A 22531-nucleotide genomic window follows, 5' to 3' on the forward strand; every position below is an offset into this window, starting at 1 on the left:
CCGGAGATCGTGCGGTAGACGGTGCGCAAGACTTGCGTGAGTGACTCAGGGTCCGTGGCCAGCAGGAATCGCAGTGCATCTGGCAGCGACAACACCCACTGTCGCAGGGGTCGTTCCGGCAGCACTTCATCGGCCAGCAGCGCCGCGCTCTCAACCATCCGTCGCGCACCGCACGACGGACAGAAGCCGCGCTTCTTGCAACTGAACGCCACCAGCTTCCCGGCGTGGCAGTGCTCACAGCGCAGGCGCAGGAATCCTTCTTCCAGCCGGCCGCACTTCAGATAGGCGTCGAACTCCTCCTGCACGTAGCCCGGCAACGCGCGGCCTTGCTGCACGCGCAGTTCGCGCAATGCTGGATAGTGCTGCTCGACGAGGCGATACAGCAGCGTGCTTTCAGGCCGATGCCGCGCATAGCCGGGCGGCTCGATGAAAGAAGGCGGGCGCGTCCGCCGCGCGCAGGCGGCAGACATGAGAGGCGTCCCCGAATCCCGCGAGGACCAAGGAGGCTATGCCATGCAGATGTTATGCAGTGGGCAAGAATTTGCCGGCTTCACGGAGAAATGCACATCTTCCGGCGCGTGCAGATGTGACATCGGGCAGGGGGCGGGTTTACACCCGCCGCCCTCCCACATCCCCGTAGGTGCGGTTCCGCATACAGCGGCTCGGATCAGCAGAATCTCGCGACGTAACTGGCAGGATCAAGTCGGCAGTTATCGCTGATCGCCCCAGGCAGTTCGAACATGCGTGGTCCTTGCCGGAACTGAAACAGGCGACAGAGAACGAAATGTGCCGGTTCGGTTTGCGATAGAGCCAGTTCCGACCTGGAGACGAAGAAAGGCGCTTCGCGTCCGAACGCAGTCGTCTTTACCTCGATAAGTCTCTCGCGACCGCTGGGTTCGAATGACAGCACGTCGTAACCCAGCCCATCACCCTTCGACACCGAGACACGATCGACACGATCTGCCAGATGCTTCGCGCCCAATGCATGCAGCCGATGCTGCTCGTAAGCAACGATGAAATCTTCACCTGCGGCGCCGAGCGTGCGATTCCGCGTCTCCAGCGCCAAGTAGTCGCGCTTGATACCCTGCTGCCGTCGTTCGTATCGGGCGGGCTCTTCACGTACGAGTCCCGGCACGGGCGCAGGCACGAGCAGGCTGGCATAGTCCACCACCGTTGGCGTCACTGCCGGCTGTTCTACGGACTGGAGAGCCAGCGTATCGAGGCGCGCGTCCTGCGCCATCCGCTCCACGACAACGTCGTAGAGCAGATCCTGGTAGTTTCCGAGCGGCTTGTAACCCGGTATCCAGGGCACACGGAGTTCAAGCAGGATGGCGCTGATGTTCTGGTGCTTGCGCTCTATCGAGCCATCCGTTCTGGCATCGAGTTTGGAGCGAAGCGCGACCCGATGAGCCGTCTTGTTGTACGCCTGCCCGGCCAGCTGCATTGCCAACATCTGGAGGTAGTCCGCGACGATGGTTTCCACCTCTTCGCGTGACCATGCCGTACCCCTGTTTGCCATTGCTGGGTTCAACGATTGTTCTTTGTAGTCACGTGCCTGCGCCTGAGACCTGTGCGACCTGCTCGTCGACAAACGACTTGAGGGAATCCGGAAGCGAAATGTTCATCGTGCCCATGCGCCTGATCGTAGGAAGCTCGGCAAAATTCGGCAAGGCAATGGCGCGATCAGCCGTGGTCGGCGACGAAGGGGCTGCATGGGGGAAGTGTCAGGCTGAAGCCTGACCTACATGAAGAGACGTGGCGGAAGGGGTGGGATTCGAACCCACGGTCCTCGTGAGAGGACGCCGGTTTTCAAGACCGGTGCGTTCAACCGCTCCGCCACCCTTCCGTATGCAATGAAACTGACAATCGGCTGACAGTCCGCTGGCATTCTTCGGCGCCAGCGGATCGTCGCTGCGTCGCGGGGCGCGCATTGTCACTATTCCGCCCCGGATGAACAAGCCTAACTGTTGATTTTGCGGGGATTACCCCGAGATCGAACGAACGTGGACATCGCGTCGCGCGCTATGGTTAGAATCGGCCGCTGACGCGAACTCGCTACAGCGATCCGGGTCGAATGGATCAGTTTCCGACTCTGACAGGAGTGATATCGAATGCAGACTTATCCCGCCCAAGTTGGCAGCGCAACGCAAAGCTCGGCGCTGAGCACCAACAAGGTTCTCCGCAACACCTACCTGCTGCTGGGCGCGACACTCGCATTCAGCGCGGCGATGGCCGGCGTTTCGATGGCGCTCAATCTGCCCTCCTTCGGGCTGCTCACGATCCTCGTCTACTTCGGTCTGCTGTTCGCCGTGACCAAGACCCAGAACAGCTCGTGGGGCATTCTCTGGACGTTCGCGCTCACCGGCTTCCTCGGCCTGACGCTCGGACCCATCCTGAACATGTATCTGAAGTTCCTGCCGAACGGCGGACAGATCATCATGCTGTCGCTCGGTACGACGGCGGCGGCGTTCGTCGGCCTGTCGGCGTACGCGGTGAAGTCGGGCCGCGACTTCAGCTTCATGGGCGGCTTCCTGATGATCGGTGCGATCGGCGCCTTCGTCCTCGGCCTCGTCGCCTACTTCTTCAACCTGCCGACGCTGTCGCTGGTCGTTTCCGCGATGTTCCTGATCGTGAGCGGCGGCCTGATGCTGTGGCAGACCAGCGAGATCGTGCGCGGCGGCGAGACGAACTACATCAGCGCGACCATCACGCTGTACGTCAGCATCTACAACATGTTCCTGAGCCTGCTGAACCTGTTCGGCGCCGCGAGCGGCGACGACTGATCGGCGACGGTCGAGGCTGAAATGCCAAGGGCGCTGCGAAAGCAGCGCCCTTTTTGTTTGTGGCGCCGGCTTGGGTCCAATGGCACGGAATTGAGGATTTGCTCTGCCTGTGGGGCCGGCTTCAGCCGGCCTTCTCGAAGTCAGGCTAAAGCCTGACCTACAGTCGGAGGCCGGCTGAAGCCGGCCCCACAGGAAGAACGAGGCTCAGGCCTTCGCGATGACCGTCAGGCCACCCATGTACGGCTGCAGTACCTGCGGCACCGCGACGCTGCCGTCGGCCTGCTGATAGTTCTCGATGATCGCGACGAGCGCGCGCCCCGCGGCGACGCCCGAACCGTTCAACGTGTGCAGCGGTTCGGGTTTGCCCGTGTCCGGATTGCGCCAGCGCGCCTGCATGCGGCGCGCCTGGAAGGCTTCGAAATTGGAGCAGGAGGAAATCTCGCGATAGGCCTGCTGGCCCGGCAGCCAGACTTCGAGATCGTAGGTCTTGGCCGAGCCGAAGCCGATGTCGCCCGCGCAGAGCTGCACGACCCGATAAGGCAGGTCGAGCCGCTTCAGCACTTCTTCTGCATTGCGCGTCAGCAGTTCGTGCTCCGCATAGGAATCCTGCGGTCGCACCATGTGCACGAGTTCGACCTTCTCGAACTGATGCTGGCGGATCATGCCGCGGGTGTCCTTGCCGTGAGAGCCGGCTTCGGAACGAAAGCACGGCGTGTGCGCGGTGTAGCGCAATGGCAGATCGGCCGCTTCGACGATCGTGTCGCGAACCAGGTTGGTGACGGGCACTTCGGCGGTCGGAATGAGATAGAGCTTCTGCTCGCCCTTGAGCGCGAACAGGTCCGCTTCGAACTTCGGCAGGTTGCCGGTACCCGTGAGCGAATCGGCATTGACGAGGTAGGGAACATAGACCTCGCGATATCCATGCTCGCCCGTATGCAGATCGAGCATGAACTGGACGATCGCGCGCTGCAGTCGTGCGAGTCCGCCGCTCAGCACGCTGAAGCGTGCACCGGAAATTTTTGCCGCCGCAGCGAAATCGAGCTGTCCCAGCTTCTCGCCGAGTTCGACGTGATCGCGCGGCTTGAACTCGAACTGGCGCGGTTCGCCCCAGCGACGGATCTCGACGTTGCCGGTTTCGTCGCGGCCGTCCGGCACGCTCTCGTGCAGCAGGTTCGGCATGCCGAGCGCGATCTGGTCCAGTTCGCCCTGCACGGCAGTCAGTTCGACTTCGGCCTTCGCGAGTTCCTCGCCCAGACTTTCGACCTGCTTGAGCAGCGGCGCGATGTCCTGGCCCTGCGCCTTCGCCTTGCCCACAGACCTGGCGTGCGTATTGCGCTCGTTGCGCAGTTCGTCGACCCGCAGCTGCCATTTGCGGCGCGCCTCTTCCAGCGATCCCAATCGCGCGACGTCCAGCGTGAAGCCGCGACGGGCGAGATTGGCCGCGACGGCGGCCGGATCGGAACGCAACAGTTTCGGGTCGAGCATGACGGGGTGACGGGGTGACGGGGTGACGGGGTGACGGGGTGACGGGGTGACGGGGCAAGAAGGTAGCAGACGCGTGACGAATTCCAAACGGCTCGCCGCCGTCACTTCCTCTTCCGGCGCTCCAGCGCTTCGGCGATCTTGATTTCCAGCCCGCGCGGCACGGGGCGGTAGTACTGGGCCGGTGCCATTTCGTCCGGGAAGTACTTCTCTCCGGCCGCATAGGCATCCGGTTCGTCGTGCGCGTAGCGATAGCCCTTGCCGTAGCCCAGGTTCTTCATCAGGCGGGTGGGCGCGTTGCGCAGATGCAGCGGGACATCGAGCGAACCGCGTTGCTTCGCATCTTCCATGGCCTCACCGAACCCGCGGTAGACCGCGTTGCTCTTCGCCGCGCAGGCGAGGAACACGACGGCCTGTGCGATGGCGAGTTCCCCTTCCGGACTGCCGAGCCGCTCGTAGACCTCGCAGGCTTCGAGCGCCATCGTCAGCGCGCGCGGATCGGCATTGCCGATGTCTTCGGAAGCCATGCGCAGCACGCGGCGCGCGATATAGCGCGGATCGCAGCCGCCATCGAGCATCCGACACAACCAGTACAGCGCCGCGTCGGGATCGGAGCCGCGCACGGATTTATGCAGTGCGGAGATCTGGTCGTAGAACGCCTCGCCCTGCTTGTCGAAGCGACGCAGGCTGCCCGACGCCACTTCGCGGGCAATCGCCTGCGTGATGCGCGGCGGTTCGGCCGCGCCGGCCAGGTCGATCGCCAGCTCCAGCATGTTGAGCGCGCGACGCGCGTCGCCGTCGGCGGAAACCGTCATTGCCTCCAGCGCGCCCTCCTCGACTTCGATAGCCGACTGTTTGCGCAATGCGCGCTGCAACACCTGCAGCAGATCCGCTTCGGTGAGGGAACGCAGCACATAGACACGGGCGCGCGAGAGCAACGCGTTGTTGAGTTCGAACGACGGGTTCTCGGTGGTCGCACCGATGAAGACCAGCGTGCCATCCTCGACCCACGGCAGGAAGGCATCCTGCTGTGCCTTGTTGAATCGATGAACTTCGTCCAGGAACAGAACGGTTCGACGTCCGGACTCGCGACGCGCAGCCGATGCCGCTTCTGCTGCCGCGCGAATGTCCTTCACGCCGGCCATCACGGCGGACAGCGCAATGAAATCGGCGTTGCAGTGATGCGCAACGAGTCGCGCGAGCGTCGTCTTGCCCGTGCCCGGCGGTCCCCACAGGATCATCGAATGCAGATGGCCGCCTTCGAGCATGCGCCGCAGCGGCTTGCCCGGGCCCAACAGGTGCGCCTGGCCTACGTAGTCGTCGAGCGACGCCGGGCGCAGGCGATCGGCCAGCGGCCGCGCGCCATCGTCACTCGGAACAGGGTCACTCGGGTCGGGCGGGCGCACGAATACCTGCCAGCGATTCGATCCATTGCGTCCAGCGACCGACGCCAGCGAGGGACAGGATCAGGCCGATCGCGACGCCGACGGTGTTCGCCATCACATCGCGAACGTCGCCCATGCGTCCCAGATGCATCGCGTTCTGCGCGAACTCGATGGCGATGCCCAGGAGGATCAGGCCGGTCGCGATCACCCAGTAGCGCGAGCGCGGATACAGGCCGGCGAAGTAGCACGTCAAGGTGGCGTAGCAGAGAAAGTGTTCGGTCTTGTCGCTCATGCCGGTGCTCGGCAATTCGTTGCCGGGCACGAGACAGACGATCACCGCGGCGGCGATGCCGAGCCAGCCGATGACGAGCCAGAAACGCGGATAGCGGACCTGCAGCATCAAGGCGCACTCGCCGCAGTGCCGGCATCGCCGATGACGTCTGCGCCTTCCGGTACTTCGAAGACGAACAGCGAGGCATCGAGCGACGGATTCTTCTGCACGTTGTCGAATTCCAGCGTCGTGATCTGTCCGAGCTTGTCGGCGAGCTGCATGTACTTGAGAACGTCGCTGGCGAAGCCGAGCCGCACCCATTTGAAGTCCGTGTCGTTGCGCTTCGGCTCCATCATCACCCACTGCGCCGCCGCATCCTGACTCGTCTTCGTTACCGTGAAATTGTCCGCCAGCTTGCCGTCGCCGCTCAGCAGCATCGCCGGCGTTGCAGACAGTGAATCACCCATGCGACGCACCGTGACCTGCTCCAGATCCGGATCGAACAGCCAGATGCGCGTGCCGTCAGCCACCATCAATTGCTCGTGCGGCAGCCGATATTCCCAGCGGAAGCGGTTCGGACGGCGAATCGCGATCGTGCCGCTCGACTGCTCCGTCACCTCGCCCTTGCTGTCGGTGAGCGTCTGTTTGAAGTCGGCCTGCAGGCTCTGCAGGTTGCCGAGCAGGCGATCGACGCGCTGGTAACCGTCGTCGGCAGCCTGCGCATTGGCGATGGCAAGAGACAGAAAAAGCGCAGCGATCGTGCGCCGTGCGAAGGATTGGATGGTCATGAATTCCTGAAGGGGGCGGGACTATTCCTCCGGCGGTGCCGGAGCGAGAACTTCGCGCGAACCGTTCGACTGCAACGGCCCGACCAGGCCGGCGGTTTCCATGGTTTCGATCATTCGCGCGGCGCGGTTGTAGCCGATCTTGAGACGACGCTGCACGCCGGAGATCGAGGCCTTGCGACTTTCGAGCACGATGCGCACCGCCTGGTCGTAGAGCGGATCCTGTTCGCCGTCGCCGCCTTCGCCACCCTCACCTTCGCCGCCTTCACCCGGCAAGCCGGGAATCGGCGTCGACGGTCCGCTCAGGATTTCATCGACGTAGGTCGGCGGGCCGGAGCCCTTGAGTCCGCCGACGACGCGATGCACTTCGGCATCGGAAACGAACGCGCCGTGCACGCGCACCGGCACGGAAGTGCCGGGCTGCAGGAACAGCATGTCGCCGTGGCCGAGCAGCTGTTCGGCGCCCATCTGGTCGAGAATCGTGCGCGAATCCACTTTTGCAGAAACCTGGAACGCGATACGCGTCGGAATGTTGGCCTTGATCAGGCCGGTGATGACGTCGACCGACGGACGCTGCGTGGCAAGGATCAGGTGAATGCCCGAGGCACGCGCCTTCTGGGCGAGTCGTGCGATCAGCTCTTCCACCTTCTTGCCGACGATCATCATCATGTCGGCGAGCTCATCGACAATGACCACGATGAACGGCAACGGTTCCAACAGCGGGATGTCTTCCGGCCTGCCTTCGGGGCCGAGGTGCTTCATCAGCAGCGGATCGCGGATCGGCCGGCCGGCCTCCTGCTCTTCCTTGATCTTGCGATTGAAGCCCGCGAGGTTGCGCACGCCGAGCGCGGCCATGAGCTGATAGCGACGTTCCATCTCCGCGACACACCAGCGCAGCGCGTTGGCGGCTTCCTTCATGTCGGTGACGACGGGCGCCAGCAGATGCGGAATGCCCTCGTACACGGACAGTTCCAGCATCTTCGGATCGATCATGATCATGCGGACATGCTCGGCCGTCGCCTTGTACAGCAGCGACAGCACCATCGCATTCACCGCCGTCGATTTACCGGAGCCCGTCGTGCCGCCGACCAGCAGGTGCGGCATGCGCGCCAGATCGGCGACGACCGGGTGACCGGCGATGTCCTTGCCCAGCACGAGCGCCAGCGACGACGTCATCTCGTCGTAGGTCCTGGACTTGATGATTTCGCCGAGCGTCACGAGTTCGCGCTTCTCGTTCGGGATCTCCAGGCCGACCGTCGACTTGCCCGGAATCACTTCCACGACACGCACGCTGATCGCGGACAGCGCACGCGCGAGATCCTTCGCGAGATTGGTGATCTGGCTGACCTTCACGCCGGGCGCAAGACGCAGTTCGAAGCGCGTGATCACCGGCCCCGGATGCACTTCCACAACTTCAGCTTCGACACCGAAGTCGCGCAGCTTGAGTTCGACCAGGCGCGACATGGCTTCGAGCGCTTCCGCCGAGTAACCGGCCGTCTGCGGCGGCGCATCGTCGAGCAGCGACAGCGGGGGCAGTTCCTTCGACGTCGGCTTGTCGAACAATGGAACCTGCTTTTCCTTCTCGACGCGCTCGCTCTTCTCGACCTTGGGCACGACGGGCTCGATCTTGGGCGGCGGACGATTCGCCACCCGCTTCTTCTCTTCGCGGATGACTTCGGAGCGCGCTTCCTTCACGTCGCGGCCCTGCTTGATCTCGCGGGCATCGCTGATCCTGCCGCTGGCCCATTCGACCAGTCGCAAGGTCGCGCGACCGAGGCGGTCCATGATCTCGATCCAGGAAACGCCGGCGAACAGGGACACGCCGGCGAGCCACAGCGCCAGCAGCAGCAGCGTTGCGCCGAGGAAACTCAGGCTGCCCTGTAATCCGGTTCCCGCGAACTCGCCGAGCACGCCGCCGGCCGAACTCGGATAGTCGCTGGCGCTGAAATGCAGCGTGGCCAGTCCGCAGCTCGTGATCAGCGTCAGGAAGAAACCGGTCGCACGGAACGCCAGCGTCGCGCGCGAAGGAGCATCTTCCTTGCTGCGATCCTGGTACAGCAGCCAGCCGGCGAAGCCGATCATGATCGGGAACAGGAACGACGGCGCGCCGAACAGCATCACCAGCAGGCCGGCCAGATGCGCGCCGAACGGACCGATGACATTGGAGATCGGCCCGGGCTCACCGGTGGTCGCGAAGGAAGGATCGTTGCGGTCGTAGCTGAGCAGGGCCGCGAGCACGATCAACGCCAGCGCACCGAACACCCACAGCGCACCCTCGCGCAGGGATCGCACGACCGTCGATCCGAGACGCGTGTTGCCGCGTGCGTTGCTGCTGCGGGCGGGAGCTGTACTTGCCAATGCGGGTGCCTTCTTGCGATCGTCCGATAACCGACTTCAGACTATACCTGTAGCTTGATGATCTATATGAATCTTCCGACGACACGACCGGCTCGTCGGTGGCCTCTGCTGTCGGGAATTTCAGTGATTCCCGCGGGCGCCTCGATCCGGGCCATCGAAGCAGTCTATTTTGCCGCCACGTAAGTCATTACTTACCATGGCGCCGACTCGCCGCAGCCTGCCTCCCCTCGCCAGCCGTCGAACCGACGCTGCTCGAGACCCGAGCGGACAATGCGTGCCTGACATGAAACGAACGTCTGAAATTCGAGGTGGATGATACATGAGCACTCCCCGTCACTCCCGCGTCCTGATCCTGGGCTCCGGCCCGGCGGGTTACGCCGCTGCGGTGTATGCAGCGCGCGCCAACCGCAAGCCGCTGCTCATCACGGGACTGGAAGAAGGCGGCCAGCTCATGACCACCACCGAAGTCGACAACTGGCCCGGCGATCCGCACGGCCTGACCGGCCCCGGACTGATGGAGCGCATGCGCAAACACGCCGAGCGCTTCAATACCGAAGTGGTGAACGATCACATCAACAAGGTCGATCTGAAACAGCGTCCGTTCCGGCTCGAAGGCGACCGCGGCGTCTACACCTGCGACGCACTGATCATCGCCACGGGCGCGACCGCCAAGTATCTGGGACTGCCTTCGGAAGAGGCATTCCGCGGTCGCGGCGTATCCGCGTGTGCGACCTGCGACGGCTTCTTTTTCAAGAACCAGAAGGTCGCGGTGGTGGGCGGCGGCAATACGGCGGTCGAGGAAGCGCTGTATCTCTCCAACATCGCCTCGCACGTCACGCTGGTGCATCGCCGCGATTCGCTGCGCTCGGAAAAGATCCTGCAGGACCACCTGTTCGAGCGCGAGCGCGAAGGCAAGGTGAAGATCCTGTGGAATCACACGGTCGACGAAGTGCTCGGCGACGACAGCGGCGTCACGGGCCTGCGCATCGCCGGAACGACCAGCAAGCTCAAGAACGATCTCGACGTGTCGGGAGTCTTCATCGCCGTGGGCCACGCGCCGAACACGCAGCTGTTCGTCGATCAGCTCGAAATGAAGAACGGCTACCTGGTCGTGCAGTCGGGCATCAACGGCAACGCCACGCAGACCAGCATTCCCGGCGTATTCGCCGCCGGTGACGTCGCCGATCACGTCTATCGCCAGGCGATCACGTCCGCCGGTACGGGCTGCATGGCGGCGCTCGATGCCGACAAGTATCTCGACCAGTTCGATGCCGCGAAGAAGCACTGACGGTCGATTCGCGGCGACATGCGAACGCGGTTCCTGAAGTCGATCGACCGCGTTCCGGCAGCGCAATGGAATGCGCTGAATACGACGCAGGCGCCCTTCCTGCGTCACGAATTTCTCGCAGCACTCGAAACGACGGGCTGCGTCGGCGAGGCCACCGGCTGGATCCCCCATCACCTGCTGCTGGAAGACGACGCCGGCGCACTGACCGGGACTGCACCGCTGTTTCTGAAAACGCACTCCTGGGGCGAATTCGTCTTCGACTGGAGCTGGGCGCGCGCCTATACGCAGGCCGGGCTCGACTACTACCCCAAACTCGTCAGCATGCCGCCGTTCACGCCGGCGACGGGGCAGCGATTGCTGGTCGCACCGGGCGTCGACGCGTCGACAACGCGACAGGCGCTGGCGCGAGCCATCGTCGACCATGCCCGCGAGCATTCGCTGTCGTCGGCTCATGCCGTATTCGTTACCGAAACCGATCGCGATGTCCTGCGCGAGAACGGCTTTCTGCTGCGACAGGACTGCCAGTTTCACTGGCATAACCGCGGCTACGGCAGCTTCGAGGAATTCCTCGCCACGTTCCGCGCAGACAAGCGCAAGAAGGCGCTGCGCGAACGACGTCGCGTGCGCGAAGGCGGCGTCACCTACCGGACGCTGTCCGGCGGCGAGATTTCAGATCCGCTGTGGGACATCGTTTTCGCCTTCTCGGCCCGCACCTTCGCGATGCACGGCCACGAGCATTATCTGAATGCTGCCTTCTTCAAGACCCTGTCGCGCACGCTGCCCGAGGCGATAGTGGTCAAGCTGGCGATGCTGCAGGACACACCGATCGCCGCCGCCATCTGCTTCCGCAGTCACGACACGCTCTATGGTCGTTACTGGGGTGCGGCCGCCAATTTCGACAGCCTGCATTTCGAAACCTGCTACTTCCAGGGCATCGAATACTGCATCGAGCATGGACTGCAGCACTTCGAACCCGGTACCCAGGGCGAACACAAGGTCGCCCGCGGTTTCGAGCCGACCGCCACCTGGTCGGCGCACTGGATCGCGGACCCGCGGTTCCGTCGCGCCATCGACGACTACCTGACCGAAGAGCGCGAGGCCGTCGATCAGTATGCGGAGAACGTTCGCGAGCACGTGCCGTTCAAGAGGCCCGACTCCCTGTAGGTCAGGCTTCAGCCTGACTCTTGACAGGAAGTCAGGCTGAAGCCTGACCTACAGGAAGATGAGGATTTCCCGTCTCCCGCACGCCTGTGCAACACTCCGCTCACCACCTGCTTTCTGACGGAGTTCATCGTGAGAGGCTCCATCGTCTGGCTGTCGGAGCGCGATTCGCCGGATACGTTTCCGCCGGTGGATCGTGCCCTGCGCGAACCCGACGGCCTGCTGGCCGCGGGCGGCGATCTTTCCCCCCATCGCCTCATCGCCGCCTACCGCCGCGGCATTTTTCCCTGGTATTCGCAGGGCCAGCCCATCCTGTGGTGGTGCCCCGACCCGCGGGCCGTGCTCTTCCCGGGTGAATTCAAGCTGTCGCGAAGCCTGGCGAAAACCCTGCGGAACAAGGGGTTCGAAACCCGTCTGGACACGGCTTTCACGTCCGTGATCCAGGCCTGCGGAAGCGTCGCGGTGCGTCCGGGCGGCACCTGGCTGTCGCCGGAAATGCAGGCGGCGTACGTCTCATTGCATGAACAGGGCTACGCCCATTCGGTCGAGACCTGGTACGAGGGACGGCTGGTCGGCGGACTGTACGGCGTGGCCGTCGGTCGCATGTTCTTCGGCGAGTCCATGTTCAGTCTCGAACGCGATGCCTCCAAGGTCGCCATGAGCCGTCTGTGCGGCGAACTCGTTGCGCGCGACTTCCACATGATCGACTGCCAGATGGCCACACCGCACCTGATGAGTCTTGGTGCACAGCTGATCCCCCGCAACCGGTTCATCCAGCAACTGGCCGAACACACGACGAGCGATCGACCGGCGGGACTCTGGGGCTCACGTTGTCTCGCTGCAACGACCTGAAACCGGTGTCAGACACTTCCCGCGCGGTTCGTGCCGCGCGTCTGCGCTCGCTGTGGCTTCATTGCAATGGGGTCGCCCTTTATGCACAATTCGCGCGCTTCCGGGCCCCGCCCCGGGTAATTTCACAGAGAGTGCATGGCCAAAGAGGATGCAATTCAGATGGAAGGTCGTGTCGTCGACACGCTTCCGAACACCACTTTCCGGGTGCAGCTCACCAATGGCCACACGGTGACGGCGCATATCTCGGGAAAGATGCGCAAGAACTACATCCGCATCCTCACCGGCGACCAGGTCACTGTCGAGCTGACGCCTTACGATCTCACCAAGGGACGTATCGTCTACCGCGGACGCTGAAACGCGACGAACATGATGAAAAAGGCCGGCAATGCCGGCCTTTTTCTTTATCTTGTGTAGGTCAGGCTTTCCCATGGGATTCCCTTCGGTCACAGCCTGACTTCCGGAAAGCCGGCTGAAGCCGGCCCCACAGCAAGACAAGAGAGGATCAGCTGCCTTCCAGCAGCGGCTGCTCGCTGTCCGCCCGCACTTCGACCTTCAGCTTGTCGTCTGCGCCTACGGTCACGAAGGCATGGCCGCCGTTGGCAAGCTTGCCGAACAGCAGTTCCTCGGCGAGCGGGCGCTTGATGCTTTCCTGGAGCACGCGCGCCATGGGCCGCGCACCCATCTTCACGTCATAGCCATTGCGGGTCAGCCATTCGCGCGCCGAATCGTCGACATGGAGCTGCACGCCCTTCTGTTCCAGCTGGGCTTCGACTTCGACCAGCAGCTTGTCGACGACGCGCTGGATGGTGCGCGGATCGAGCGCGCTGAACTGGATGACGGCATCGAGACGGTTGCGGAACTCCGGCGAGAACATGCGGCGGATCGCCTCCATGCCGTCGGTGGTGTGATCCTGCTGCGTGAAGCCGATCGAAGGCCGGTTCATTTCGAACGCGCCGGCGTTGGTCGTCATCACGATCACGACGTGGCGGAAATCCGCCTTGCGGCCGTTGTTGTCCGTGAGCGTGCCGTGGTCCATCACCTGCAGCAGCAGGTTGAACACGTCCGGATGCGCCTTCTCGATTTCATCCAGCAGCAGCACCGAATGCGGATGCTTGTTGATGGCTTCGGTGAGCAGGCCGCCCTGGTCGAAACCGACGTAGCCCGGCGGTGCGCCGATCAGCCGCGACACGGTGTGACGCTCCATGTATTCGGACATGTCGAAGCGGATCAGTTCGACACCGAGCGCAATGGCGAGCTGCCGCGTGACCTCGGTCTTGCCGACGCCCGTCGGCCCTGCGAACAGGAACGAACCGACCGGCTTGCGCTGGTCGCCCAGACCCGAGCGCGACATCTTGATCGACGCAGCCAACGTGTCGATCGCCGGATCCTGGCCATAGATGACCAGCTTCAGGTTGCGCTCCAGATTGCGCAGCACGTCGCGATCGGATTTCGACACGTTCTTGGCGGGAATCCGCGCGATGCGGGCGACGACGTCTTCGATCATCTGCGTCGTCACCGTGGTTTCACGTTCGCCTTCCGGCTTCAGGCGCAGGCGCGCACCGGCTTCGTCGATGACGTCGATGGCCTTGTCGGGCAACTGGCGATCGTTGATGTGACGCGCCGCGAGTTCGGCGGCTGCGATGAGCGCGTCATCGGCATATTGCACGCCGTGATGCTCCTCGAAGCGCGAGCGCAGGCCGCGCAGGATCTCGATGGTCTCGGTCACCGACGGCTCGACGATGTCGATCTTCTGGAAACGGCGCGCCAGCGCGTGATCCTTCTCGAAGATGCCACGGTACTCGGCATAGGTGGTCGAACCGATGCAGCGCAGTTCGCCGTTGGCGAGCGCCGGCTTGATCAGGTTGGAGGCGTCCATCACGCCGCCGGAAGCCGCGCCGGCGCCGATGACGGTGTGGATCTCGTCGATGAACAGGATCGAGCCCGGCGTTTTCTTCAGCTCCGCGAGCACGCTTTTCAGGCGCTTCTCGAAATCGCCGCGGTACTTGGTGCCGGCGATGAGCGAGCCCATGTCGAGCGAAAACACCGTGCAGTCGGCCAGCACGTCGGGAACCTTCTCTTCCACGATCAGGCGGGCGAGACCTTCGACGATGGCCGTCTTGCCGACGCCGGCTTCGCCGACATACAGCGGATTGTTCTTGCGACGGCGGCACAGGATCTCGATGGTGCGTTCGATCTCGACCCGACGGCCGATGAGCGGATCGATGCGGCCTTCCTGCGCCAGCTTGTTCAGATTGGTCGCGTACTTTTCCAGGGCCGTGCCGCCCTCGCCTTCACGCTCGGTTTCGGCCGCGGCCACCGACTCGTCCTTCTCCGGGCGATCCTCGGCGATCTTCGACAGGCCGTGCGCGATGTAGTTGACGACGTCCAGGCGCGCCACATCCTGCATCGACAGCAGGTAGGCCGCGTGCGAGTGCTTCTCGCTGAAGATCGCGACCAGCACGTTGGCGGTGGTCACTTCCTTCTTGCCGCTCGACTGCACATGGAACACGGCCCGCTGCAGCACGCGCTGGAAGCCGAGCGTCGGCTGGACTTCGCGGTCGTCGTCTTCCTTCAGTCGGGGCGTGGTCTGGTCGATGAATTCCTTCAGATCCTTGCGCAGCCGCACGACGTCGGCGCCGCAGGCACGGAGGATTTCGCGGACCTTGGTGGTATCGACGATGGCGAGCAGCAGATGCTCGACGGTCATGAATTCATGACGCGCTTCGCGGGCTGCCTGGAAGGCCTCGTTGAGACAGATTTCAAGTTCGCTGCTTAACACTTCGGTGTCTCAGTTCTCTTCCATCGTGCACAACAACGGATGTTGGTGCTGCTGGGAATACGTAGTGACCTGTGCCACCTTCGTTTCGGCGATCTCGAAGGTGAACACTCCGCAAACGCCCTTGCCGCGCGTGTGCACTTCGAGCATCACGCGGGTGGCCGTGGTGCGATCCATGCCGAAGAAACTCTCGAGCACGTCGACGACGAACTCCATCGGCGTGTAGTCGTCATTCAGCAGAATGACCCGGAACAGCGGCGGTCGCTTGAGGCGCGGCTCGGCCTCTTCAGTGACCAGACCACGTTCATGCTGTGTACCTTCGTCCGCCATCGTCGCCGCAGTGACTGGAATGTTCGTTGCCGAAAATCGGTTCCGACTCTTTATAGGGGGGAACGTGGGACATTACAAGGCAGCAGCCCGCGCAACTAAGTTACGGTTCCTGCAAGCGAAAAGCGCTCGCGAAGCGACGACGATCGGCGTGGATCTCTTCCCTGTGGGGCCGGCTTCAGCCGGCTTCCTGGCTGAGGTGCCAGGCTGTGACCGAAGGGAATCCCACGGGGAAGCCTGACCTAACAAAAGCTGGCCCACCGACGAGGCGACATCGCCCGCGACGCACCATGAAACCGACACGAACGCCCGCTAGTCTTGCCGGCCGCTGCGCGCGGTGACGCCAAACACATACGGTCCGCAAAGCGTTTTCATCAATGGGAACAATCTCTTGTGACTCCCCAGTGCGACTCCGTATGATGGCGCGCCATTGCGGCGTGACACACGCGGCCATGATTACAACGACGCCGGAACGACGATCGATACCCGAATGCCGATTTCATCCAGCCTGCGCGCCCTCGAACAACTGACGCCACAGCAATTGCTGGATCGGGCGTCGCGCACGCTGCCACAGATACTGACCGTCCTCCTCGTCGTCGCCATCGCGTGGCAGCTCGTGCAGCTCACCTGGATGCTGCTCGACCGCCAGGAGCCGGTCGCGATTCCATTGCCTGCGCCGGCCGTCGGCACGGCCGCTGTCGCAGCACGCGGCAACGATGTTCAGAAAATCGCCGACGCCAGTCTCTTCGGACAGGAAGAAGCGGCGGCGCCGGTGGACCCCGCGAGCGCCGCGCCCACCCAGATGAATCTGGTGCTCTCGGCCGTCTTCGCCACCAACGATCCGGCGAAGGGACTGGCGATCATCGGCGAGTCGGCCGCGGCGGCGAATGTGTTTTCGGTCGGCGAAGCGGTGCGGCCCGGCACCAAGCTGCACGCCGTGTATCCGGATCGCGTCATTCTGGATCGCGGCGGCAACCTGGAAGCGCTGGCGCTGCCCACGCAGAGCCTGGCCGGCCTGCAGATGTCGCGGCCTGCGACGCCGCCGCGTGCCCAGTCGCAATTCCAGGAGAACCTGCGGCGCGTCGCCGAGTCCAATCCCGGCGCCTTCGCCGAGGTCGTGCGGCCGCAACCGGTCTTCGCGAACGGCGTGCAGCGCGGCTATCGCGTGTATCCGGGCCGCAATCGCCAGCAGTTCGCCCGCCTCGGCCTGCAGCCCGGCGACCTGGTGCTGGCCATCAACGGCACCGCGCTCGATGATCCGCAGCGCGGCATGGAAATCTTCAACACCATGGGATCGTCCGATCGCGTCACAGTCACCGTGGAGCGCAACGGGCAATCTCAGGACCTGAGCCTGAACACGGCGCAGATGATGTTGCCGGACGCAGCGGCACCGCAGGCCGCACCGACGAATCGCGGCATACCGCCACCGCCGATCAACCAGAACGGCGGACCGGAATCACAATGAGCGCAGCAGTGACCAGCAAGGACTGTGCATGACGAGAGCAATGACAAGACCGCCGCGGGACACGTCGCGCGCGACCCGCAAGGCCGGCCCGCTGCTGTGCGCGATCGCCATGACCCTGACGTGGTCGTCGGCGCAGACGCAGCAGCAGGCGCAGACCATCACGCCGAACTTCAAGGATGCCGATCTCGCGCTGGTCGTTCAGGCCGTGCAGTCCATCACGGGCAAGACCTTCATCATCGACCCGCGCGTGCGCGCGCAGGTCACGATTCTTTCGTCCACGCCCATGAGCGCCGACGCGTTCTACGACGCATTCCTGTCCGTGCTGCAGGTGCATGACTTCGTGGCCGTGCCGTCCGGCAATGTCGTGAAGATCGTGCCGGCCCAGAACTCGCGCTGGATGCCGGGCAACGATCTGCCGAACCAGGTCAGCCCGTCGTCGGACGAAATCGTGACCCAGGTCATCCAGGTCAAGAACATCAACGCGGCGAACCTGGTGCCGGCGCTGCGGCCCCTGCTGCCGCAGGGCGCGCACTTCGTGGCGCACCAGAGTTCCAACACGCTGATCATTTCCGACCGCGCCGCGAACGTGAACCGCATGATCCGCATCATCCAGCGCATCGATCAGGCGGGCGACGAGGAAGTCGAGATCATCCGCCTGGAGAACGCGAGCGCCGCCGAGATCGTGCGGGTGGTCAACACTTTATATACGGCCGCGGGGCCGCAGCAGGAGGGCGGCGTGGCCGCCACCAAGGTCGTGGCCGACGACCGCACCAACAGCGTCCTGCTGTCGGGCGAAAAGAACCGGCGGCTGCAGCTTCGTGCGCTGATCGCCCACCTCGACACCCCGCTCGAATCCGGCGGCGATACCCAGGTCCGCTATCTGCGTTACGCGGATGCGGAACAGCTCGCCGGCAAACTGAAGGAGCAGATCACGGGCATCATGCAGGCGACGCCGGGCGCACCGCCGGTTCCCGGAGGCGGCGGCAGCGGCGCAGCCGAGAAGGGAATCACGATCTGGTCGGACACGCAGAACAACGCGCTGATCGTGACGGCGCCGCCGAAGATCATGCGTTCGATCATGTCGGTGGTCGACAAGCTCGACATCCGCCGCCCGCAGGTCCTCATCGAGGCCATCCTGGTCGAAATCTCCACCACGAAGGCCTCGGAACTGGGCGTGAACTGGGCCATCGGCAACACCGATTCGGACAGCACGGTGCCGATCGGCACCTGGAACCAGCCGGTCGGCAACGCGAGCATCGGCAGCATCGCCGCAGCGATCGACAATCCTGAACTGCTCGCCACCACCGGCCTGCCGACGGGTCTGACCCTCGGCGCCGGACGCTTCCTCGACAACGGCACCAACTTCGCCGTGATCCTGCGCGCGCTGCGCGGCGACGGCAGCTCGAACATTCTGCAGACGCCGTCGATCACCACGCTCGACAACGAAGAGGCCGAGATCAAGGTGGCGCAGGAAGTGCCGTTCGTCACCGGCCAGTACAGCAGCACCGGCACCGGCGGCAACAACGGTTCGGTGAACCCGTTCCAGACCATCCAGCGCGAGGAAGTGGGCACGATCCTCAAGATCACGCCGCAGATCAACGAAGGCGACGCGGTCACGCTGAAGATCGAACAGGAATCGTCCGATCTCGCTCCCTCGGCCACCGCCTCGTCGGGCGCCGTCGACCTGATCACCAACAAGCGCACCATCAATACCAAGGTGATGGTGGAAGACGGCGGCGTCATCGTGCTGGGCGGCCTGATCCGCGATGCCGCCATCGAAAACGAAAGCCGCGTGCCGGTACTGGGCGCGATCCCGATCATCGGCGAACTGTTCAAGACCCGCTCCGGCAGCAAGGAAAAGCGCAACCTGATGGTCTTCATCCGGCCGACCATCCTGCGCGACGGCGTGAAGGCGGCCATCGAGACGAACGCGAAGTACAACGTGATGCGCAACCAGCAGTTGCAGCGTCGCGGCGGCAAGGTCAACCTGCTCCCGGGCGAGCGTCAGCCGCTGCTGCCGCCGATCGAGGAACTCTCGCGTTATGCGGATCCGACGGCGGGAGCGACGCCGCCGGCGGCCGACACCGATGAGACGCTGATCCAGCCGCCGGTGCAGACCGCACCTCTACCTGCGCAGCCGGTTCCGGAAACGGCGCCGCCACCGCCCAATCCCTGAGATCGAGAGGGAGGCGGCCGAGCCGCTTCCGTCCGCAGGAGATCCGTCATGAGTGCAGACGTCGAATTGTCGCTAGCTGCGGAGCCTGCTGCAGCAGCCCCGAGCGCGCCGGCGACCAACAGCGTGCTTTCGTTCGCATTCTGCAAGCGTCATGGCGTGCTGGTGCAGAAGATCGAAGGCGGCGTCGCCGACGCCGTCTATCGCGCCGGCGCACAGCCGGCGAGCATCGCCGAGGTACGCCGCGTGCTCGGCATTCCGTTGCAGTTGCGGCGCGTCGACAGCGATCAGTTCGACGAGCTGCTGCGCAAGCACTACGAAGGCGGCACCAACACGGCCATGCAGATGGTCGAGGGCTTCGAGGACAACACCGATCTCGCCCACCTGGCGCAGGATCTTCCCGAACCGTCCGACCTGCTGGAAAGCGACGATCACGCGCCGATCATCAAGCTGATCAACGCCATCCTCACGCAGGCGGTGAAGGACAACGCCTCCGACATCCACATCGAGCCGTTCGAGAACCGGCTGGTCGTGCGCTTCCGCGTCGATGGCGTGCTGCGCGAGGCGCTGCAGTCGCGTCGCGCCGTCGCGCCGCTCGTGGTGTCGCGCATCAAGGTCATGTCGAAGCTCGACATCGCCGAGAAACGCCTGCCGCAGGACGGCCGCATTTCCCTGCGCATCGCCGGCCGCGCCGTCGACGTTCGCGTCTCCACCATTCCTGCAGGTCACGGCGAACGGGTCGTGCTGCGTCTGCTGGACAAACAGGCGGGACGGCTGGAACTGAATTCGCTGGGCATGGAGCCGCGCACCCAGAAGCTGATGGATGAACTCATCCACAAGCCGCACGGCATCCTGCTGGTGACCGGCCCGACCGGCTCCGGCAAAACGACGACGCTGTATTCCGCGCTCGAGCGCATCAACGACAACACCCGCAACATCATGACGGTCGAGGATCCCATCGAGTACTACATCGATGGGATCGGCCAGACGCAGGTGAATACCAAGGTCGAAATGACCTTCGCGCGCGGCCTGCGCGCGATTCTCCGGCAGGATCCCGACGTCGTGATGGTCGGCGAAATCCGCGACCTGGAAACCGCCCACATCGCGGTGCAGGCCTCGCTCACCGGCCACCTCGTGCTCTCGACCCTGCACACCAACACCGCCGTCGGCGCCGTCACGCGACTGCGCGACATGGGCGTCGAGCCCTTCCTGCTCTCATCGAGCCTGGTGGGCGTGCTGGCACAGCGGCTGGTGCGCGTGCTGAATCCCGACACCAAGGAAGCCTACGAGGCCGGCGAATACGAGCGGCGACTGCTGAACATTCCCGAAGGCGCGCCCTCCCCCACGCTCTATCGCCCGGGCGTCGAAACGGCGCAGGGCTTCAAGGGCCGCACCGGCATCTACGAACTCGTCATGATCGATGACGCGATGCGCACCATGATTCACGACGGCGCGAGCGAACAGGAAATGGAACGCCACGCCCGCACGCTGACGCCGAGCATCCGCGACGACGGCCGCGCCAGGATCACCTCGGGCGTCACGACGATCGAGGAAGTGTTGCGCGTAACACGGGAAGACTAAGAGTCGGACTGAAAGAAATGGCCGCAAAGAGGCACAAAAGACTCAGAATGTTCCGGATCCCGAATTTGCGTAACTTGCGCCTTTTTGCGGCTATTTCTTCTTCCGCTGGTCACTGATGCCCGCCTTCGAATACACAGCCGTCGATACCTCGGGCCGGGAACGCAAGGGCACTCTCGAAGGCGACACTGCGCGCCAGGTTCGCCAGTTGCTGCGGGACCAGGCCCTGCTGCCGCTGACGGTCACGGAAGTCGCGCAGCAGGAACGCAAGCAGCAACGCGCCAAGCTCGGGACCGTGCGCCGCGGCGTGTCGGCCAGCGACCTGTCGTTGCTGACCCGACAGCTCGCGACGCTGGTCCAGTCCGGCCTGCCGCTGGACGAAGCCTTGCAGGCCGTCGGTGAACAGACCGAGAAGCCACGTATCCGCAGCGTCATCCTCGGTGTCCGGGCCAAGGTTCTGGAGGGTCACTCGCTTGCCGACGGCCTGGCCGACTTCCCGCGCGTGTTTCCCGAGATCTATCGCGCCACCGTCGCAGCGGGCGAGCAGTCCGGCCATCTCGACACGGTGCTCGAACGGTTGTCCGACTACACCGAGAGCCGCGAGCAGCTGCGCAGCCGCACGCTGAACGCGATGCTCTATCCGGTGCTGCTGTTCGTGGTCTGCACCAGCATCGTGTTCCTGCTGCTGACGTTCGTCGTGCCGAAGATCGTCAAGCAGTTCGAGAATTCCAAGGCGCAACTGCCGGTACTGACGGAAATTCTGATCACGATTTCCGATTTCGCACGCAACTGGGGCTGGCTGGTGATCCTGTGCATCGGCGCGGGTGCATGGCTGTTCAATCGCTGGCTCAGGAATCCTGCGGCCCGTCAGCGCTATCACGCCTTCCTGCTGCGGTTGCCGCTCATCGGCAAGGTCGTTCGCGGCACGAATACGGCCCGTTTCTCCCGCACGCTGGCGACGCTGACCTCGAGCGCAGTCCCGGTCCTGGAAGCCTTGCGGATTTCCGGCGAGGTCGTCACCAATCTGCCGATGCGTAACGCGGTGCAAGAGGCCGCAGCGCGGGTTCGCGAAGGCGCCGCGATCGGCCGCTCGCTCGGTGCAACGAAAATGTTTCCGCCGATGATGATCCACCTGATCTCCAGCGGCGAGACGAGCGGCGAACTCGAAACCATGCTCGACCGCGCCGCCACGAACCAGGAGCGCGAGATGGAAGCCATCCTGGGGACGTTCGTCGGCCTGCTCGGTCCGCTGATGATCCTGGTCATGGGCGGCTTCGTGCTGCTGATCGTGCTGGCGATGCTGCTGCCGATTTTCGAGCTCAATCAGCTCATTGCCTGAAACGTTTCCGGGGCGACGTCGCCGCTGCAGCGCTCGCCGAGTGTTGCTTGGAAATCACTCTTGCAGGCCCAACGCATTCCTTCTATATATTTCGCGCCTTCACATTCGCCCGCGGTTCTGACATCGACTTGTATCGGTGCTGAGAATGATCGAGAAGCCGGAAGAAGATTTCGACGGCGATGAGGACGACGCCGTCACCGATGCGGATGATCCGGGGCTAGATCATCTGCTCGACGATTTCGACAACAAGCGCAAGAAAGGCGCGCCGCGCGCCGGCGAGCCCGCGCTGCGCCGCCTCGAACGGCGGCGCGAGGAACAGGAAACGGCCGCCCTGCTTTCCGACATCGACGACTACGACATCGACGAACCCGGCGCGGCGCGCCGGCGGCGACGCTGAGCCACGGCGCTGCATTGACGCTGGTTGTGCTGCCTTCTTCCTGTAGGTCAGGCTTGTAGGTCAGGCTTCAGCCTGACTCTTCAGAGGCCGGCTGTGACCGAAGGAAATCCC

Annotated in this window: 19 protein-coding genes, 1 tRNA gene and 1 pseudogene; 10 read left to right on the top strand and 11 right to left on the bottom strand. The window is 63.9% G+C overall.

Annotated features, from left to right (window positions below; all coding sequences use genetic code 11):
- The 4 genes and pseudogenes from V7D81_RS18890 to V7D81_RS18900 all read right to left on the bottom strand — a co-directional run.
- A partial coding sequence (locus V7D81_RS18890) for a transposase zinc-binding domain-containing protein (protein ID WP_324319165.1) occupies window positions 1–470 on the bottom strand: 470 nt, incomplete at its 3' end.
- 197 nt (window positions 471–667) lie between these two features.
- On the bottom strand, window positions 668–1483 hold the full coding sequence (locus V7D81_RS18895; protein WP_324319167.1) for a DUF3883 domain-containing protein: 816 nt from the start codon (window positions 1481–1483) through the stop codon (window positions 668–670).
- Between the two features lie 67 nt (window positions 1484–1550).
- A pseudogene (locus V7D81_RS23320) lies at window positions 1551–1634 on the bottom strand (ribbon-helix-helix domain-containing protein); the annotation flags it as partial.
- Between the two features lie 122 nt (window positions 1635–1756).
- Window positions 1757–1846: transfer RNA gene (locus V7D81_RS18900), tRNA-Ser, on the bottom strand.
- Between the two features lie 265 nt (window positions 1847–2111).
- Between V7D81_RS18900 and V7D81_RS18905 the strand changes: the two genes are divergently transcribed.
- Entirely contained in the window at window positions 2112–2783 is a 672-nt protein-coding gene (locus tag V7D81_RS18905) for a Bax inhibitor-1/YccA family protein (RefSeq protein ID WP_324319169.1), read from the top strand.
- 204 nt (window positions 2784–2987) lie between these two features.
- Here V7D81_RS18905 and serS read toward each other — a convergent pair whose 3' ends face one another.
- The 5 genes from serS to V7D81_RS18930 all read right to left on the bottom strand — a co-directional run bounded on the left by serS (window position 2988) and on the right by V7D81_RS18930 (window position 9064).
- Window positions 2988–4268, bottom strand: coding sequence for a serine--tRNA ligase (gene serS / locus V7D81_RS18910; protein WP_324319170.1), 1281 nt, complete (start codon window positions 4266–4268; stop codon window positions 2988–2990).
- A 101-nt stretch (window positions 4269–4369) separates the two neighbouring features.
- Window positions 4370–5671, bottom strand: a complete 1302-nt coding sequence (locus tag V7D81_RS18915) for a replication-associated recombination protein A (RefSeq protein ID WP_324319172.1) — start codon at window positions 5669–5671, stop codon at window positions 4370–4372.
- Window positions 5649–6050, bottom strand: coding sequence for a VanZ family protein (locus tag V7D81_RS18920; RefSeq protein WP_324319199.1), 402 nt, complete (start codon window positions 6048–6050; stop codon window positions 5649–5651). The genes V7D81_RS18915 and V7D81_RS18920 overlap by 23 nt, the downstream gene beginning before the upstream one ends.
- Window positions 6050–6709: an outer membrane lipoprotein chaperone LolA gene (lolA, locus tag V7D81_RS18925; protein ID WP_324319174.1), complete on the bottom strand. Its 660-nt coding sequence runs from the start codon at window positions 6707–6709 to the stop codon at window positions 6050–6052. Before lolA ends, V7D81_RS18920 begins: the two co-directional genes overlap by 1 nt.
- 21 nt (window positions 6710–6730) lie before the next feature.
- On the bottom strand, window positions 6731–9064 hold the full coding sequence (locus tag V7D81_RS18930; protein WP_324319176.1) for a DNA translocase FtsK: 2334 nt from the start codon (window positions 9062–9064) through the stop codon (window positions 6731–6733).
- Window positions 9065–9383: 319 nt separating this feature from the next.
- Here V7D81_RS18930 and trxB point away from each other — a divergent pair, with 319 nt between their 5' ends.
- The 4 genes from trxB to infA all read left to right on the top strand — a co-directional run bounded on the left by trxB (window position 9384) and on the right by infA (window position 12719).
- Window positions 9384–10352: a thioredoxin-disulfide reductase gene (trxB, locus tag V7D81_RS18935; protein ID WP_324319178.1), complete on the top strand. Its 969-nt coding sequence runs from the start codon at window positions 9384–9386 to the stop codon at window positions 10350–10352.
- 18 nt (window positions 10353–10370) lie between these two features.
- Window positions 10371–11516, top strand: coding sequence for a GNAT family N-acetyltransferase (locus tag V7D81_RS18940; protein WP_324319180.1), 1146 nt, complete (start codon window positions 10371–10373; stop codon window positions 11514–11516).
- A 129-nt stretch (window positions 11517–11645) separates the two neighbouring features.
- Window positions 11646–12365, top strand: coding sequence for a leucyl/phenylalanyl-tRNA--protein transferase (gene aat / locus V7D81_RS18945; RefSeq protein ID WP_324319181.1), 720 nt, complete (start codon window positions 11646–11648; stop codon window positions 12363–12365).
- A 135-nt stretch (window positions 12366–12500) separates the two neighbouring features.
- Window positions 12501–12719 carry a translation initiation factor IF-1 gene (gene infA, locus V7D81_RS18950; protein WP_324319183.1) on the top strand — a complete coding sequence of 73 codons (219 nt, stop codon included), beginning with the start codon at window positions 12501–12503 and terminating at the stop codon, window positions 12717–12719.
- A 148-nt stretch (window positions 12720–12867) separates the two neighbouring features.
- On the opposite strand, the gene clpA is transcribed toward infA, so the two are convergent.
- Window positions 12868–15144, bottom strand: a complete 2277-nt coding sequence (clpA, locus tag V7D81_RS18955; RefSeq protein ID WP_324319185.1) for an ATP-dependent Clp protease ATP-binding subunit ClpA — start codon at window positions 15142–15144, stop codon at window positions 12868–12870.
- Between the two features lie 9 nt (window positions 15145–15153).
- Window positions 15154–15471, bottom strand: coding sequence for an ATP-dependent Clp protease adapter ClpS (clpS, locus tag V7D81_RS18960; protein ID WP_324319187.1), 318 nt, complete (start codon window positions 15469–15471; stop codon window positions 15154–15156).
- Window positions 15472–15958: 487 nt separating this feature from the next.
- Here clpS and gspC point away from each other — a divergent pair, with 487 nt between their 5' ends.
- The 5 genes from gspC (at window position 15959) to V7D81_RS18985 (ending at window position 22420) form a co-directional block, all read left to right on the top strand.
- A complete protein-coding gene (gene gspC, locus V7D81_RS18965; RefSeq protein WP_324319189.1) occupies window positions 15959–16933 on the top strand; it encodes a type II secretion system protein GspC in 975 nt (324 codons plus the stop codon).
- Window positions 16934–16973: 40 nt separating this feature from the next.
- Window positions 16974–19109 carry a type II secretion system secretin GspD gene (gene gspD / locus V7D81_RS18970; RefSeq protein WP_324319191.1) on the top strand — a complete coding sequence of 712 codons (2136 nt, stop codon included), beginning with the start codon at window positions 16974–16976 and terminating at the stop codon, window positions 19107–19109.
- 48 nt (window positions 19110–19157) lie between these two features.
- Complete coding sequence (gene gspE / locus V7D81_RS18975) at window positions 19158–20687, top strand: type II secretion system ATPase GspE (RefSeq protein ID WP_324319193.1); 1530 nt, start codon at window positions 19158–19160, stop codon at window positions 20685–20687.
- A gap of 115 nt (window positions 20688–20802) precedes the next feature.
- Window positions 20803–22023, top strand: a complete 1221-nt coding sequence (gene gspF, locus V7D81_RS18980; RefSeq protein ID WP_324319195.1) for a type II secretion system inner membrane protein GspF — start codon at window positions 20803–20805, stop codon at window positions 22021–22023.
- A 145-nt stretch (window positions 22024–22168) separates the two neighbouring features.
- Window positions 22169–22420 carry a hypothetical protein gene (locus V7D81_RS18985; protein ID WP_324319197.1) on the top strand — a complete coding sequence of 84 codons (252 nt, stop codon included), beginning with the start codon at window positions 22169–22171 and terminating at the stop codon, window positions 22418–22420.
- Window positions 22421–22531 lie beyond the last annotated feature (111 nt).

The organism is Povalibacter sp. (assembly GCF_036735925.1).
In the GTDB taxonomy this organism is placed as follows: Bacteria; Pseudomonadota; Gammaproteobacteria; order Steroidobacterales; family Steroidobacteraceae; genus Steroidobacter.

Excerpts from the sequence above, each read along its gene's own strand:
- V7D81_RS18905 (WP_324319169.1), top strand. The coding sequence starts at position 2,112 with ATGCAGACTTATCCCGCCCAAGTTGGCAGCGCAACGCAAAGCTCGGCG.
- serS (WP_324319170.1), bottom strand. The coding sequence starts at position 4,268 with ATGCTCGACCCGAAACTGTTGCGTTCCGATCCGGCCGCCGTCGCGGCC.
- V7D81_RS18920 (WP_324319199.1), bottom strand. The coding sequence starts at position 6,050 with ATGCTGCAGGTCCGCTATCCGCGTTTCTGGCTCGTCATCGGCTGGCTC.
- lolA (WP_324319174.1), bottom strand. The coding sequence starts at position 6,709 with ATGACCATCCAATCCTTCGCACGGCGCACGATCGCTGCGCTTTTTCTG.
- trxB (WP_324319178.1), top strand. The coding sequence starts at position 9,384 with ATGAGCACTCCCCGTCACTCCCGCGTCCTGATCCTGGGCTCCGGCCCG.
- V7D81_RS18940 (WP_324319180.1), top strand. The coding sequence starts at position 10,371 with ATGCGAACGCGGTTCCTGAAGTCGATCGACCGCGTTCCGGCAGCGCAA.
- infA (WP_324319183.1), top strand. The coding sequence starts at position 12,501 with ATGGCCAAAGAGGATGCAATTCAGATGGAAGGTCGTGTCGTCGACACG.
- clpS (WP_324319187.1), bottom strand. The coding sequence starts at position 15,471 with ATGGCGGACGAAGGTACACAGCATGAACGTGGTCTGGTCACTGAAGAG.
- gspC (WP_324319189.1), top strand. The coding sequence starts at position 15,959 with ATGCCGATTTCATCCAGCCTGCGCGCCCTCGAACAACTGACGCCACAG.
- gspD (WP_324319191.1), top strand. The coding sequence starts at position 16,974 with ATGACAAGACCGCCGCGGGACACGTCGCGCGCGACCCGCAAGGCCGGC.
- gspE (WP_324319193.1), top strand. The coding sequence starts at position 19,158 with ATGAGTGCAGACGTCGAATTGTCGCTAGCTGCGGAGCCTGCTGCAGCA.
- gspF (WP_324319195.1), top strand. The coding sequence starts at position 20,803 with ATGCCCGCCTTCGAATACACAGCCGTCGATACCTCGGGCCGGGAACGC.
- V7D81_RS18985 (WP_324319197.1), top strand. The coding sequence starts at position 22,169 with ATGATCGAGAAGCCGGAAGAAGATTTCGACGGCGATGAGGACGACGCC.